This window comes from Castellaniella sp. S9 (assembly GCF_027257175.1).
Lineage (GTDB): Bacteria > Pseudomonadota > Gammaproteobacteria > Burkholderiales > Burkholderiaceae_B > Castellaniella.
Genome location: NZ_JAPFGD010000012.1, coordinates 95,955 through 109,344, shown reverse-complemented (window position 1 = coordinate 109,344; position 13,390 = coordinate 95,955). Strand labels below are relative to the sequence as shown.

The following is a 13,390-nucleotide window of genomic DNA, read 5'->3' as shown; positions in this document are numbered from 1 at the left end:
CCCAGTTGACGGATTGTGGCTTTGACCCGACGGCCAAGCTTCAGGTACAGCCTCACGGCGCGCAATCGGTCTTCGTACGAATACATGAACCACTCCTAGAGTAGTCCAAGATTTTGTCCGCACCCCCAACCTGGGCGATGGTGGTGGCCTTTTGGCCACTGACAATGGTCAAGTGGCAGGCCACGTACGGTGGCATATACCTAAATTAATAGATGCTAACGATTGGTACAGGCCGGAACTGTTAACCTGACGACGGCCGATCGGCGCAGCCCCGCAGGGGGCGGCCGCGACGGCCGGCAAGGGTTGATTGACATGCAAGTGACGATGAATGACAGGGCGCCCGCCGCATTGCTGGTGGTCTCCCTGGTCCTGATGGCGTCCGGCAGCCTCCGGGACCTCCTCTCTCCCTGGGGGTACTGGTCGGCCTGGGCCGTGTGGGCCGGGGCGGCGCTGGCGGTGTCTTTTCGGGATGCCGCCGGGGTGCAGCCCTGGGCCTCCGGGCGTCCCCCGGCCTGGGCCATGGGCTCGTACGCCCTGCTGTGCCTGGGCATGGTGGTGTCCGCCGCCGTCAATCGCGATGGGACCACGGCCTACCAGGCGCTCAAGGTCGCAGTGATCGCCGGCATGTTCGTGGCCATGTGGCGGCTGGCGCTGCGCGTGGGCTGGCGCGACCTCGTCCGGGCGGCGGCCTGGACGATCGGCGTGGTGCTGGTCAGTCTGGCCATGTCCAAAGTCTGGAATCCCGCCGGACAGGTCCTGGTCAGCGGGCCGCGCCAAGGGACCTTTCTTGCGGTCTACGGCGTGTTGTGGAAAGTGGGCGCCTTTTTCCTGCCGATATTCCTCGCCGACTTGCTGGTGCGTCCGGCGGCCAAGGCTTGGGTGCTGGATGGCCTGATGATCGCGGCTTGTGTGTTCCTGGTATTGATCGACGGCAGTCGGACGGGGCTGTTGCTGCTGGGCGCGATTGCCATCGGCTTTCTGGCCTGTGTGACCCTGCGCGGCGACTGGGGCCGCCTGTGGCGGCGGCTGCGCTGGCTGTGGCTGGTGCCGGTCCTGCTGGTGGCCCTGCAACTGCTGAACATGGGGGTGCGCGCGGGCATGGCCCCCGCCGCGGCCGAGGTGTCCATGGACTGGCGCGCCGAGGCGGCGGAAATCCGGCGCGCCGTGCAAGAGGCGGTGGCTCGCACGCTCGACACCCGCATCGGGCAAGGGGATTCCGCGCGCACCCAGCTTTTGCGCGAGGGCGTGCCGCATGCGATCGAGTGCCAGCCGCTGGGCTGCGGGTTTGGTACGACGGGCGCGGATGTCCTTGGGGCGGGCTCGCTGATGGCGGTCCATAATGCCTATATCGCGGCACTGGGGGATTTTGGCGTCCTGGGCCTGGCGGGCCTGCTGGGCTTTCTGGCCGCATCCGGGCTGCCGGCCTGGCGTGTATTGCGGCATGGCAAGGGCCCGCCCGAGGATTATTTTGTCCTCGCGACCGCTGGCGCGGCGCTCGCCTACGGCATGTCGCTGATGCTCAATACGTTCACCACCGAGATGTCCGAGTGGGGCTACCTCATTCTCATGCTGGCGTTCGCCTGGACGCCGCCGAGGGCGGCCTGATGGCGGAAACCACGACCGGCGTCAGGGTGGCCCGCAATGCGGGCGCCCTGTATGGCGTCCAGCTCGTGTCCTTTCTGGTACCGGTGTTCGAGATCCCCATCCTGGCCCGGGCGCTGGGGGCCGAGTCCTACGGCCAGATTCTGTTCTGCCAGGCCCTGGCGCTGACGGCGTCGCTGCTGGTGGAATACGGCTTCAACATCAATGCGGCGCAGCAGGCGGCGCTGGCCCGCGGGCGGCTGCCCGACCTGAATCGCCTGTTTTCCCAGGTGCTGCTGGCCAAGGTCCTGCTGGCGGCGCCGCTGGTGGGGTTCATGCTGGTTGCCTGGGGCGTGGGCCTGTTTGACCAGTATCTGGATGCAGCCCTGCTGGCGTTCGTGCTGGCCTATTTCCTGGCCTTCGGCTTCAGCCCCATGTGGTATTTCCAGGGACGCGAGCGCATGGCCGGGCCTGCGCTGCTGGACGTGGGCCTGCGCGTGTGCGGCCTTGGGCTGCTGGCCCTCATGGTGCGCACGCCCGGTGATTTCATTCTGGCCTTGCCGATCCTGGCCATCCCCCCCTTGCTCAATACGGGTCTGACGACCTGGTGGTGCCGGCGCGAGGTCGGCCCCGTCGGCTGGGACCTGGGCGGCGCATGCCGCCAGATCCGCGAGGGCTTTCATTTCTTTGTCTATCGCAGCGCCAGCAATCTGGCGATGTCGGCGATCCCGGTCTTCCTGGGACTGACCTCGGGCAAGCGCGCGGTGGGCGAGTTTGCGCCGCCGGAAAAGCTGATCAAGGGCATGGCCAGCCTGGCCATGCCGTTTCTGTCGGCGGTGTTTCCAGTGTTCTCCAGGCACCTGTCGGCGGGCGGGGGGGCGGCGGCATTTCGCGCGCCGGTCCGCGTCCTGGCCGCGATCGGCGTCCTGGCCGTGGTGGGGGCGGGCGTCGGCGCCTGGCTGGGCCCCTGGGTGCTGGATCTGCTGTTGGGACAGGGTTTCGCAGGATCTCTGGCGATCTATTATGTGCTGCTGGCCGTCGCGCCGCTGCGCATCCTCAATCAGAGCATCGCCATGGTGCTGCTGATCCCGGCCGGTCGGGCCAAGGCCGCCAGCTATGCGATCTCGGTGTTTTCGGCGCTGGCCGTGGCCTGCGGCACGGCGTTGTCCCTGCCGTATGGCGGCCTGGGCATGGCCGCCGGGCTGGTGGCGGCCGAGGCGGCCCTGCTGGCGGTCCTGATCGGCATGGCGCTGCGTCTGCTGCGCCAGGGTGAGGGGCACGGAGCATGAGCGCGCCGCTGAGCATCCTGCTGATCGCGACCGGTCTGGAACTGGGCGGCGCGGAGCGCCAGGTGGTGGACTTGGCCGATCGCCTGGCGGCGCGCGGCCACCGGGTCGGCCTCGCCTACCTGGTGGGCGAGGCCGAGTTGCGGCCGGGTGCCGATGTCGAATTGCATGCCCTGGATTTCAGCAAGACGCCGGTCGGGATGCTGCGGGGCTGCTTGCGTCTGCGGCGGCTGTTGCGGCAATGGCGGCCCGACGTGGTGCATAGTCATATGGTCCACGCGAACCTGATCGCCCGGGCCGTCCGCTTGATCGCCCCCATGCGCCGCCTGGTGTGCACGGCGCACAGCACCGTCGAGGGCGGTCGGGCCGTCGCGCTGGCCTATCGGCTGACCGACCGGCTGGCGGATGTGTCGACCCACGTCAGCCGCGAGGCGGTCGAGGCCTACGAGCGCGCCGGGGCGGTGCCGCGGGGCCGGATGCGCGCGGTGCTGAATGGCATCGACCTGCGGCTGTTTTCGGACGCGCGGGAGTGTCGGGCGCAGGCCCGCCGGCGCCTGCTCCCCGGCTCGGACGTCCGCCTGTTGTTGTCCGTGGGGCGCCTGGCCGATGAAAAAAACCACGCGGGCCTGTTGCGCGCGTTCGCGCACGTGGCGGGCCGATATCCGGACGTCCAGCTGTGGCTGGCCGGGGACGGCCCCCGGCGCAAGGACCTGTTGCGGCAACGCGAGGCCCTGGGCCTGGAGGACCGGGTGGTGTTCCTGGGCGCCCGGCATGACGTGCCCGAGCTGATGCGTGCCGCGGATGTGTTCGTGCTGCCCTCCCGCTACGAGGGCTTCGGGCTGGTCGTGGCCGAGGCCATGGCCTCGGGGACCCCGGTGGTGGCGACCGATGCGGGCGGGGTGGCCGAGGTGCTGAACGGCGCCGGCATCCTGGTGCCGGTCGGCGACGATGACGCCCTGGCGCAAGGTCTGGTCGAGGCCTTGTCGATGGATGCCGGTCGGGTGGCGGCGATGACCGCGGCGGCGCGGCGGCAGGTCGAGGATCGCCTGGACATCGAGCGCAGTGTCGACACCTGGCTGGATATCTATCGGGAGGACGACTGATGGAACAACCGATGCTGACCATCCTGACGCCGACCTTTGATCGCCGACATACCTTGCCCAGGCTCTACGACAGCCTGTGCGCGCAGGCGCGGCATGATTTCGAGTGGCTGGTCGTCGACGACGGCAGCACGGACGATACGGCGCAGTGGGTGCGTGCCTGCAGGCCGCGGACTGGCTTTCAGGTTCGTGTCCTGCGGCAGGACAACAGCGGCAAGCACGTGGCCCTCAATACCGGGGTCCGGGCGGCGCGCGGCGAGTGGGTTTTCATCGTCGACAGCGACGATTGGCTGACGCCGGACGCCGTGGAATGCGTGGCGGCCGCGTTGGCCCAGGCTGCGGATAGGCCGCAGCAGGTGGCCGGCGTGTGTTTCCGCAAGGCGGGACCGGACGGCGGCCTGCGCGGCCGGCCGTACGCAGGGCCGGTACCCTTCATCGGTACACCCAGCCAGGTGGGGCGCATGGTGCAGGGCGACCTGGCCTATGTGTTCCGGCGCGACCTCATGGCGGCCCTGCCGTTTCCGGTCATCCCGGGCGAGAAATTCGTGCCTGAACTCTACATCTGGAACCGGATCGCGGATCGAGGCGGGATCCAATTCCATCTGGACCGGGCCGTCTACCATGGCGAGTATCTGGCGGACGGCTACACGCGGAATTTCCGGGCGCAATTGCGGCGCAGCCCCGGTGGGTTCCTGTTGTTCTATGCCGAGCAGATCGGCCGCGAGCCCCATTGGACAGGCCGGATCAAGGCCGCGGTCCGCAGCCTGCAGTGCCTGGCCTATTGCGTGGCCAAGGCCCGGGCGCACCGGCGGGATCCCCGCGCATGAGGCGCATCGCCATCGTGTCGCATCATGCGGTGTCCCTGCTGAACTTCAGGGGGCACCTGATCGGCGAGCTGTGCGCCAACGGTGTACAGGTGCATTGCCTGGCGCCGGACTACGATGCAGGGACGCGCGCCGGGGTGCGCGCCCTGGGGGCGGTCCCCGTCGACTACCGCCTGCAGCGCACCGGCATGAATCCCCTGCGCGACCTGGTGGACGTGGCGCGGCTGGTGCGCATCCTGCGGCGCTTGGCGCCGGACGTCTCGTTCGCGTTTTCCACCAAGCCCATGGTCTACGGGACGTTGGCCGCCTGGGTGGCCCGGGTGCCGCGGCGGGTGGCCCTGGTCGAAGGGGCGGGCTACGTATTCACGGCCACCGGCGATCGTCCCGGCTGGCGCCGCCGTCTCCTGCGGCGCGGGGTCGAGGCACTGTATCGCCGCGCACTGGGCCGGGCCCATCGGCTTGTCTTTCTGAATCCTGATGACCGGCGCGAGTTCATCGAGCGCGGCCTGGCGGCGCCTGCGCGGTCCGTGCTGCTGGGGGGCATCGGTGTCGATCTGCAGGCCTGGCAGCCGGCGCCGCCGGTGACCGAGCCGATGTGCTTTCTGCTGGTCGCCCGCCTGTTGCGCGAGAAAGGCATCGTGGAATACGCGCTGGCGGCACGGCGCCTCAGGGCCGATTATCCGCAAGCACGCTTCGTCCTGCTGGGCGGCCTGGACAGCAATCCGGGCGGCCTGGACCGGGGACAGATTCAAGCCTGGGTGGATGAGGGCTTGTTGGAATGGCCGGGGCACGTGCCGGTGCGGCCCTGGATGGCACAGGCCAGTGTGTTCGTCCTGCCCTCCTACCGCGAGGGTGTGCCGCTGAGCACCCAGGAGGCCATGGCCATGGGCCGGCCGGTGATCACCACCGACGTGCCGGGCTGCCGCGAAACCGTCCGCGACGGCGTCAATGGTGATCTCGTGCCGCCGCGGGACGTGGACGCCCTGGCCGATGCGATGCGCCGTTTCCTGGATCATCCCGACCGGGTGGCCGCGATGGGCGCCGCCAGCCGGCGGATTGCCGAGGATTGTTTCGATGTGAAAGAAATCGACAGGAAATTGATCGGCTGGCTGCTCGATTGGTAGGGGAAATCGGCAGGTTGCGAGGCAATCTGAATCGTTCTAAACCAATCATTACATCCCTTGTTCGGCGACTCACTAGGATGTGGGTGGTCGCAAGCTTGGTGTATGAATGGTTGATCGAGAAACTTTCGCCGCGTGGGTCCTGGCGTGCGGCCTGCTGCTGGCCGCTCTCGGGAGCCTGCGCGATGTCGTGACGCCCCTGGGCTATTGGGTCCTGTGGGCGGCCTGGGCGCTGGCGGCGATCGGCGTCACGCAGCGCTCGGCCGCGCCGGTGGCCGAACGGCCGCTGTTGCCAGCATCGGTCCGGGCGTCGTATGCGGCATTGATCCTGGGCATGCTGCTCTCGGCCTGGGCCAATCACAGTGCCGTCACGCTCTACCAGGCCGTCAAGATCGGCGTCATCGGCTTGTGTTGCTGGGTTGCATGGCGGTTGGCGGCCGCCGTCGGCTGGCGTTTGCGGATTTTGGCGCTGCAGGGCGTCGTGGCCATCGTGGTGCTGGTGTTCCTCGCCTCCAAAGCCGGGCCGGCCGGCTATTACCTCGACCTGGGATCGGCCGGCCGCGAGGGCAGCTTCCTGGCTTGGCCAGGCGTGATCTGGAAAGCGGGGGCGTTCTTCATGCCGTTGTGCCTGGCCGCCACGGTGACGCATCCCGGCCGCTGGATCGCCAATGGCCTGGCGGTGGCGGGCTGCGTATTCCTGGTGGTGGTCGACGGCTCGCGCACAGGGCTGCTGGTGGTGGGCCTGACGGTCCTGGCTTTTGGGGTGTTGCTGGTCTGGCGCCGCGAGTGGCGCCTGTTGTCGGCGGCGCGGCGCGCGCTGATCCTGTGCGTGCCGGCGCTGTTCGGCTTGCTGGTGCTCAGCACCGCCATCGGCTATCTGAGTCACGGGTCCGCGGCGGGCCTGGCGGGCGCGTCGTCGACGGCCGGCGGCACCGCAGAGGCCCTGGTCGAGGCGGCGGTCGATCCTGTTGCCTCGACCAGGCTGGGCCAGGGCGACCCCCAGCGGGTGCGATTGCTGCGCAATGGAATCGCGCAATCGGTGGACTGCCTGCCGCTGGGCTGCGGCTTTGGCTCGACCGCCATGGACCCGGGCTACGGCATTGCCATGCATGTCCATAATGCCTTCCTGGGCGCCCTGGCGGATTTCGGCGTGCTCGGCCTGGCCGGCATGCTGGGTTTCATCGTCGCGGCGGCCCTGCCGTTGCGGGGGGTGCTGCGCGATACGGGGCATCGCGACGCCGGCGAGGTTTATGCCATTGCCGCGTCCGCGGGCGCAGCCCTCGCCTATATGGGCAGCTTGATGCTGCACACCTTTTCGACGGAGATGTCGGAATGGGGCTACCTGATATTGGCGCTGGCCTTTGCCTGGCTGCCCTCGGCGCGGATCGGGCGGACCGCCGGAGCCGGCGCGCACGAGCATCCGGAAACGCTCGGTTGCTACGAGCGGCGCCATTCCCGCTGGTACGAAGTCGTGTTGCTGGGTTGGCCGTTTCAGCTCGTCGCCGGCCTGTTGATGATCGCGGTCCTCCCGGCAATGCTGGGCTGGGGAGCGACGTTCTGGCGCCATATGGACCCGGTCCGCATCAACACCTTGATCGCCGTCGGCCTGTCGTTCGTGGTCATCGTCCTGACCCTGCGCCGTTTGGCGCGCTTTTCGGGCGGCGCCATCATCGCCCACATCGCGCCCGTCGTCACTGCGGTGTTCCTCGTCGCCTTTGCGGCCCTGTTCTTCAGCCGCAGCCCCTACTCCAGGCCGATCCTGCTATTGGCCTATGCCCTGGCCCTCGCCTGGTGCTATGCGGGCTATTTCATCGGCCGGCGATATCGGCGCCTGAAGCTGGCCGTCGTGCCGCTGGGCGAGGCCTGCGCCGTAGTCTCGCAATCCAATCTGGAAGTCCGCCGGCTGGCGGTGCCCGATCTGGAGGGTGTCCGCTACGATGCGGTCGTCGCGGACCTCGATTCCAAAGACCTGGGGCCGGAATGGGAGCGCTTCCTGGCCCAGTGCATCCTGTCCCACATCCCCGTATTCCACGTGCGCCAGATGATGGAAACCTTGACGGGCCGGGTCGAGATCGACCATCTGTCCGAGAACGACGTCGGATCCTTGCTGCCTTCCCCCCTGTATTCCGTATGCAAGCGGGTCATCGACATTGCCGGCGTCCTGGTCGTCGCGCCCATCGCCCTGCCGTTGATGCTGGTCACCGCCATCGCGGTCCGCCTGGACAGCCCCGGTCCGGCCCTGTTCGTCCAGAGCCGGGTAGGCTTGGGAGGCCAGGATTTCCGCATCTATAAGTTCCGCAGCATGCGGACCGACGCCGAGTGCGACGGCGCCCAATTGGCCGCCACGGACGACGACCGCATTACCCGCGTCGGCGCCTTCATCCGCCAGACGCGTCTCGATGAATTGCCGCAGCTATGGAACGTCCTCAAGGGGGACATGAGCCTGATCGGCCCGCGCCCCGAGCAGCGCGCCTTCGTGGACCGGTTCGACCGCGAGATTCCGTTCTACATCTACAGGCACGTCGTGCGTCCCGGCATCACCGGCTGGGCCCAGGTCATGCAGGGATACGCCGGCGACACCGACGAAACCAGCATCAAGATCCAGCACGACTTCTATTACATCAAGCATTTCTCGCTGTGGCTGGACATCCTGGTCGTGTTCAAGACCGTGCGGATCATCCTGACGGGGTGGGGGGCGCGATGAGCGATAATGGCCCCTTGCCTCAAGTCAGCACATCGAGACCATGTTTCTGAACGACTTGTAGCAGGCGCGCAGCGATGCCGCTGGGCTGTTTCGCACCGCTTTCCCACTTTTGCACGGTGGAGGTGCTCGTATTCAGGTACCTGGCAAAGACGGGCTGACTGACTTTGGCGTCCGTGCGAATTTTCACGATGGCCTGGGCATCGAAGTGAGGCGCCGCCGTAAGGCACATCTCGTCGAACTCTCGCATAGTCTGCTTGTTCATCGCGCCTGATCGGTGCAGGCTTGAGGCCGCCCTATGAATTGCCTCGAATGCATCGCTCTTGAATTGAGGTTGCGTCGCCATGATTGCCAATCTCCAGAACTTCCTTTGTCGCGAGTAGATCATCAAGCTGCCTTTCATTCATTGCAGCATACTGGGTAGCCAACAGCTTGAAGGCGGCCTCCTCGGCTCGAGTGATATTTTCGCGGTCGTTCTTTGCGTACAGATAAATGAAGAACCACCAATCCGCGGCCTTCTCGATAACGATGCTGCGATGCATGTTCTTGTTGAGCCGCTTCTTCCATACGCCATCACCCAGGCTGATCCCCTTTCCCTGTGTCAGATCAGAGCCAGATCGGAGCAACTCCACATCCTCAATCCGAGACTTGGCAGCTAGTTTGGTGAATGCTTTGGTTTTGAAGAAACGGGGGCATTGCTTGCTCATTGCATCCACCCACCTTGTTAAATTATAGCACTGGGTGCTAGGTTTTCTATTTTCGTGTGTTGCTCAGTGACAGCAGCAAGGGTCTGCACGCGAGAAATGTCAGGGCCAGACGCAGCGGGGATCGAGGACTGTCGATGGGAAAGCGCGGCTGTGCTGCCACTGTAGACAGGTTCCCCTGATGTTTGCGCAGTGAGTGAATGGTTTTGTCGAATGTGGATTCATCACGCCCCGATGACGCGCACTATTTGACCGCAGTCAAGCTTCCTGCGGATCAGGGCGCCGTAAGCCTTGATTTTCCATCCGGGTAAACCCATATTGATCAACACGGCCGGTAGGGTCAACAAAGCCTGATTGCCGGCTTCCATCTTGCATTCTTATTGGATTCAGGAGGTTCGATATGGCAAGCAATCTCACACGATTCAACCCGTTCGGCGATCTGGCCGGTTTCGAAGGCCTGCGCGGCTTCGATGACCTGTTCGGCAGGTTTCCGCTGGGCGCCGCCCTGTCCTCGCGCGGCGGCGACGAGCCGCGCATCAACGTCGACGTGACCGAAACCGACCAGGCTTACGCGGTCAAGGCCGAGGTGCCCGGCGCCCGCAAGGAGGACATCAAGGTCTCGATCGAGGGCAACGTCGTGTCCTTGCGCGTGGAAAAGAGCAGCGAAAACGTGGAAAAGGAAGGCGAAACCGTGCTGCGCCGCGAGCGCTATCACGGCGTGCAGATGCGCCGCTTCAGCCTTGGCCACGAAATCGATGCCGCCCGCGCCAGCGCGCGCTGCGCCGATGGCGTGCTGGAGCTATCCCTGCCCAAGAAAACCGGCGAGCGGGGGGCGAGGATGCTGGATATCCAGTAAGGGCCGTCCGTCAGCCGGCTGGGGCCGCCCTTTGGGGCGGCCCTTTCTTTATCTGGAGCCAGCCATGGGTTTGGCGGCTTGCTGATTTCAGTTCAGACACAACGTTGTCCAATGCGGCTGGAAGGGCGTGCAGGATTTCCTGCGCCAGTTTCATTGGATTCGTAGATGACCGTCCCGGAAAACGCGCGGTCTGGGGGTCATCGAGGCGCCCCGCGTTTGCGGCGGATGACGACTTCGAGGCCCAGCAGATCCACCATGTCCAAGACCTTTTGCAGTTGTACGGTGGGCTTTCCGCGCTCCAGGTCGACGATGAACCGGTTGCCGGTGCCGGACAGGCCCGCCAGATCGCTTTGCCGCAGGGATTGCGCTTGCCGGGCCGCGCGAACCACGGCGCCCAGATCCTCGGCCGAGCGGATGGGGGTGAGGTCGGTTGGATGCGATGTGTTTGTCGTCATGCCAGGGTGGCCGCTGGGCGCTAAGTTACCGGTCGGTAATATATGGATGGCGGGCACGAGCGACGGCAAATTTGCTGGACATCTAGCAAGGAACGCCCGTCAGCCGCGAGGGGGGGCCTCTCGAGGGCGGCCCGCCGCGCTAGAAAATATCAGGCTCTCCGACAGGCGCCCCGAACTCGGTGCGCAGAAAGTCGAAATCGCATCCTTCGTTGGCCTGTTGGATGTGCCGGCTGAACATCCATCCATAGCCTCTTTCAAAACGGGGCGCCGGCGGTGTCCATGCCGCGCGTCGCCGTGCCAATTCCGCATCGTCCAGCTCGATCTGGATCGAGCGCTGGTCGACGTCGATCGAAATCCAGTCGCCGTCCCGTATCAGCGCCAAGGGGCCGCCGATATAGGATTCCGGCGCGACATGCAGCACGCAGGCACCATAGCTGGTGCCGCTCATGCGCGCGTCTGAAATGCGCAGCATGTCGCGCACGCCCGCTTTCAACAATTTCCGGGGGATGGGGATCATTCCCCATTCGGGCATGCCGGGCCCGCCTAGGGGGCCTGCGTTGCGCAGGATCAGCACATGGTCGGGCGTCACGTCCAGGTCCGGATCGTCGATGCGCGCTTTCATGTCGGGGTAGCTGTCGAAGACGATGGCCGGCCCTCGGTGTTTCAGCAGGCGTTTGTCGGCCGCGGCCGGCTTGATGACGCAGCCGTCCGGGGCCAGGTTGCCCTTGAGGACCGCCAGCGAGCCTTCGCGGTAGATGGGGTTGTCCAGGCGGCGGATGACGTCCTCGTCGAATATCCGGGCCGACTCCAGGTTTTCGCCCAGCGTCTTGCCGGTCACGGTCAGCGTGTCCAGGGATAGAAAGGGCTTGAGCTCCGCCAACAGGGCGCGCATGCCGCCGGCGTAGTAGAAATCCTCCATCAGGTATCGGTCGCCGCTGGGCCGGATGTTTGCCAGGACCGGTATCCGGCGGCTGGCGCTTTCGAAGTCCTCCAGGCCGATTGCGCAGCCGGCCCGGCGTGCCTGTGCGATCAGGTGGATGATGGCGTTCGTGGAACAGCCCATGGCCATTGCCGCGACGATGGCGTTCTGGAACGCGGGCGCCGTCTGGATCCGGGATAGTCGCAGATCCTCGTGGACCATGTCCACGATCCGTCGGCCGGCCGCCGCGCACATGCGCGGATGATGGGCATCCGGCGCGGGGATGGACGAGGCCCCCGGCAAGGTCACGCCCAGCGCATCGGCGATGCCGGTCATCGTGCTGGCGGTGCCCATCGTCATGCAGGTGCCGTGGCTGCGCGCAATGCCCCCTTCGATCCCCAGCCACTGCTCGTGGCTGATGCGGCCGGCGCGCCGTTCGTCCCAGAATCGCCAGGTGTCCGACCCCGACCCCAGGACGTGGCCTTCCCAGTTGCCGCGCAGCATGGGGCCGGCGGGGATATAGAGGCTGGGCAAGTCGACGCTGGTGGCGCCCATCAGCAGGGCGGGGGTGGTCTTGTCGCAGCCGCCCATCAGCACCACGCCGTCTATCGGGTGGCAGCGGATGAGCTCCTCGGTATCCATGGCCAGCAGGTTGCGGTACAGCATGGTGCTGGGCTTGACGTATGTTTCGGCCAGGGACAGCGCGGGCAGTTCCACCGGAAAGCCGCCGGCCTGGAAGACCCCGCGCTTGACATCCTGCACACGCTCGCGAAAGTGCGCATGACAGGGCTGGATGTCGGACCAGGTGGAGATGATGCCGATGATGGGCTTGCCTGCCCAGTCTTCGGGGCTGTAGCCCATCTGCATGAATCTGGAGCGGTGGCCGAAGCTGCGTAGATCGTCGACGGCGAACCAGCGGGCGCTGCGCAAAGGCTGGGGACGTTTCATAGCGGCAGGGCCTTGAAATGGGCGGCAAGCGCGTCGCTGGCTTTGATCAATAACGATTGATCCGAGCCCACGGCGACCATCGTCATGCCTGCGGCCAGGTATCCTTCGGCGTCTTGCCTCGACATGGCGAGTATCCCCGCCGCCTTGCCGTGTCGCTTCGCGGCGTCCAGCACCCGGGTGATTGCCGCCTGCACCGCCGGGCTGTGGGGCTGGCCCATGTGACCCAGATTGGCGGATAGGTCCGCCGGTCCGATGAACAGGGCGTCCACCCCGTCGACCTGCGCGATCAGGTCGGCATTGTCGACCCCTTCCGCCGATTCGATCTGCACCGCGATGCATATGCCGCGGCCGGCGTTGCGGTGGTAGTCGGGCACCCGGCCATACCGGTTGGCCCGCGTCGCCATCGAGATGCTGCGGATGCCTTCGGGGGGATACCGGGTCGCGCTGACGACGGTGGCGGCGGTTTGTGCATCGCGCACGTCGGGTATCATCAACGACCTCGCGCCGATATCCAGGTATTGCTGGAGGCGTACCGGGTCGCTCGAGGGCATGCGCACCATGGCTTCGGTCGGGTAGGGTGCCGCCGCCTGCAGCAGAGAGAGCACCGATCGCAGGTCGTTGGGCGCGTGCTCGACATCGATCAATAACCAATCAAAACCCGAACCCGCAATGATTTCCGCGCTAATGGGATTGGCCAGCGAACACCATAATCCTATTTGTCGATTGCCGCCTGCCAGTTCCTGCTTGAATAAGTTTTCCATGGTTTTGTCTCCGGGTTTTGTATATATGTGTTCTTATATTAAAGTGCTTATCGGGAACTCCCCCGGAAAATGTATATGAGGGGGTTCCGTGTATCTGGGGCGGGTTCGAAAATGGATGTATTGTTATTCTTGTT

At 65.8% G+C, this 13,390-nt stretch carries 13 protein-coding genes; 7 read left to right on the top strand and 6 right to left on the bottom strand.

Going from position 1 to position 13,390, the window contains the following annotated elements:
- The first annotated feature begins 312 nt into the window (after positions 1–312).
- The 6 genes from OOZ48_RS17405 (at position 313) to OOZ48_RS17380 (ending at position 8,616) form a co-directional block, all read left to right on the top strand.
- Positions 313–1,605, top strand: coding sequence for a hypothetical protein (locus tag OOZ48_RS17405; RefSeq protein ID WP_269500090.1), 1,293 nt, complete (start codon positions 313–315; stop codon positions 1,603–1,605).
- Positions 1,605–2,870 carry an oligosaccharide flippase family protein gene (locus tag OOZ48_RS17400; protein ID WP_269500089.1) on the top strand — a complete coding sequence of 422 codons (1,266 nt, stop codon included), beginning with the start codon at positions 1,605–1,607 and terminating at the stop codon, positions 2,868–2,870. The genes OOZ48_RS17405 and OOZ48_RS17400 overlap by 1 nt, the downstream gene beginning before the upstream one ends.
- The gene (locus OOZ48_RS17395; RefSeq protein WP_269500088.1) at positions 2,867–3,970 is read left to right on the top strand and encodes a glycosyltransferase; all 1,104 of its coding nucleotides are present in this window, start codon (positions 2,867–2,869) and stop codon (positions 3,968–3,970) included. The genes OOZ48_RS17400 and OOZ48_RS17395 overlap by 4 nt, the downstream gene beginning before the upstream one ends.
- A complete protein-coding gene (locus OOZ48_RS17390; protein WP_269500087.1) occupies positions 3,970–4,794 on the top strand; it encodes a glycosyltransferase family 2 protein in 825 nt (274 codons plus the stop codon). Before OOZ48_RS17395 ends, OOZ48_RS17390 begins: the two co-directional genes overlap by 1 nt.
- A complete protein-coding gene (locus OOZ48_RS17385) occupies positions 4,791–5,915 on the top strand; it encodes a glycosyltransferase family 4 protein (RefSeq protein WP_269500086.1) in 1,125 nt (374 codons plus the stop codon). Before OOZ48_RS17390 ends, OOZ48_RS17385 begins: the two co-directional genes overlap by 4 nt.
- Before the next feature lie 106 nt (positions 5,916–6,021).
- Positions 6,022–8,616, top strand: coding sequence for an exopolysaccharide biosynthesis polyprenyl glycosylphosphotransferase (locus tag OOZ48_RS17380; RefSeq protein WP_269500085.1), 2,595 nt, complete (start codon positions 6,022–6,024; stop codon positions 8,614–8,616).
- A gap of 19 nt (positions 8,617–8,635) precedes the next feature.
- Here the strand turns inward: OOZ48_RS17380 and OOZ48_RS17375 are convergent, their stop codons facing one another.
- From OOZ48_RS17375 to OOZ48_RS17365, 3 genes are all read right to left on the bottom strand, one after another.
- Positions 8,636–8,959 carry a helix-turn-helix domain-containing protein gene (locus tag OOZ48_RS17375; protein WP_269500084.1) on the bottom strand — a complete coding sequence of 108 codons (324 nt, stop codon included), beginning with the start codon at positions 8,957–8,959 and terminating at the stop codon, positions 8,636–8,638.
- Entirely contained in the window at positions 8,910–9,320 is a 411-nt protein-coding gene (locus OOZ48_RS17370; protein ID WP_269500083.1) for a type II toxin-antitoxin system RelE/ParE family toxin, read from the bottom strand. The genes OOZ48_RS17375 and OOZ48_RS17370 overlap by 50 nt, the downstream gene beginning before the upstream one ends.
- A gap of 221 nt (positions 9,321–9,541) precedes the next feature.
- The gene (locus OOZ48_RS17365) at positions 9,542–9,685 is read right to left on the bottom strand and encodes a hypothetical protein (RefSeq protein ID WP_269500082.1); all 144 of its coding nucleotides are present in this window, start codon (positions 9,683–9,685) and stop codon (positions 9,542–9,544) included.
- 32 nt (positions 9,686–9,717) lie between these two features.
- Between OOZ48_RS17365 and OOZ48_RS17360 the strand changes: the two genes are divergently transcribed.
- Positions 9,718–10,173, top strand: a complete 456-nt coding sequence (locus OOZ48_RS17360) for an Hsp20/alpha crystallin family protein (protein ID WP_269500081.1) — start codon at positions 9,718–9,720, stop codon at positions 10,171–10,173.
- Between the two features lie 197 nt (positions 10,174–10,370).
- Here the strand turns inward: OOZ48_RS17360 and OOZ48_RS17355 are convergent, their stop codons facing one another.
- The 3 genes from OOZ48_RS17355 to OOZ48_RS17345 form a co-directional block, all read right to left on the bottom strand.
- Complete coding sequence (locus OOZ48_RS17355; protein WP_269500080.1) at positions 10,371–10,628, bottom strand: helix-turn-helix transcriptional regulator; 258 nt, start codon at positions 10,626–10,628, stop codon at positions 10,371–10,373.
- A gap of 139 nt (positions 10,629–10,767) precedes the next feature.
- Positions 10,768–12,495, bottom strand: a complete 1,728-nt coding sequence (araD, locus tag OOZ48_RS17350) for an L-arabinonate dehydratase (RefSeq protein ID WP_269500079.1) — start codon at positions 12,493–12,495, stop codon at positions 10,768–10,770.
- A complete protein-coding gene (locus OOZ48_RS17345) occupies positions 12,492–13,256 on the bottom strand; it encodes an HpcH/HpaI aldolase family protein (protein WP_269500078.1) in 765 nt (254 codons plus the stop codon). The genes araD and OOZ48_RS17345 overlap by 4 nt, the downstream gene beginning before the upstream one ends.
- Between the last annotated feature and the right edge of the window lie 134 nt (positions 13,257–13,390).

Coding starts and splice junctions, on each gene's coding strand:
- araD (WP_269500079.1), bottom strand. CDS start 12,495: ATGAAACGTCCCCAGCCTTTGCGCAGCGCCCGCTGGTTCGCCGTCGAC.
- OOZ48_RS17405 (WP_269500090.1), top strand. CDS start 313: ATGCAAGTGACGATGAATGACAGGGCGCCCGCCGCATTGCTGGTGGTC.
- OOZ48_RS17390 (WP_269500087.1), top strand. CDS start 3,970: ATGGAACAACCGATGCTGACCATCCTGACGCCGACCTTTGATCGCCGA.
- OOZ48_RS17395 (WP_269500088.1), top strand. CDS start 2,867: ATGAGCGCGCCGCTGAGCATCCTGCTGATCGCGACCGGTCTGGAACTG.
- OOZ48_RS17370 (WP_269500083.1), bottom strand. CDS start 9,320: ATGAGCAAGCAATGCCCCCGTTTCTTCAAAACCAAAGCATTCACCAAA.
- OOZ48_RS17400 (WP_269500089.1), top strand. CDS start 1,605: ATGGCGGAAACCACGACCGGCGTCAGGGTGGCCCGCAATGCGGGCGCC.
- OOZ48_RS17365 (WP_269500082.1), bottom strand. CDS start 9,685: ATGGAAGCCGGCAATCAGGCTTTGTTGACCCTACCGGCCGTGTTGATC.
- OOZ48_RS17375 (WP_269500084.1), bottom strand. CDS start 8,959: ATGGCGACGCAACCTCAATTCAAGAGCGATGCATTCGAGGCAATTCAT.
- OOZ48_RS17380 (WP_269500085.1), top strand. CDS start 6,022: ATGGTTGATCGAGAAACTTTCGCCGCGTGGGTCCTGGCGTGCGGCCTG.
- OOZ48_RS17385 (WP_269500086.1), top strand. CDS start 4,791: ATGAGGCGCATCGCCATCGTGTCGCATCATGCGGTGTCCCTGCTGAAC.
- OOZ48_RS17360 (WP_269500081.1), top strand. CDS start 9,718: ATGGCAAGCAATCTCACACGATTCAACCCGTTCGGCGATCTGGCCGGT.
- OOZ48_RS17345 (WP_269500078.1), bottom strand. CDS start 13,256: ATGGAAAACTTATTCAAGCAGGAACTGGCAGGCGGCAATCGACAAATA.
- OOZ48_RS17355 (WP_269500080.1), bottom strand. CDS start 10,628: ATGACGACAAACACATCGCATCCAACCGACCTCACCCCCATCCGCTCG.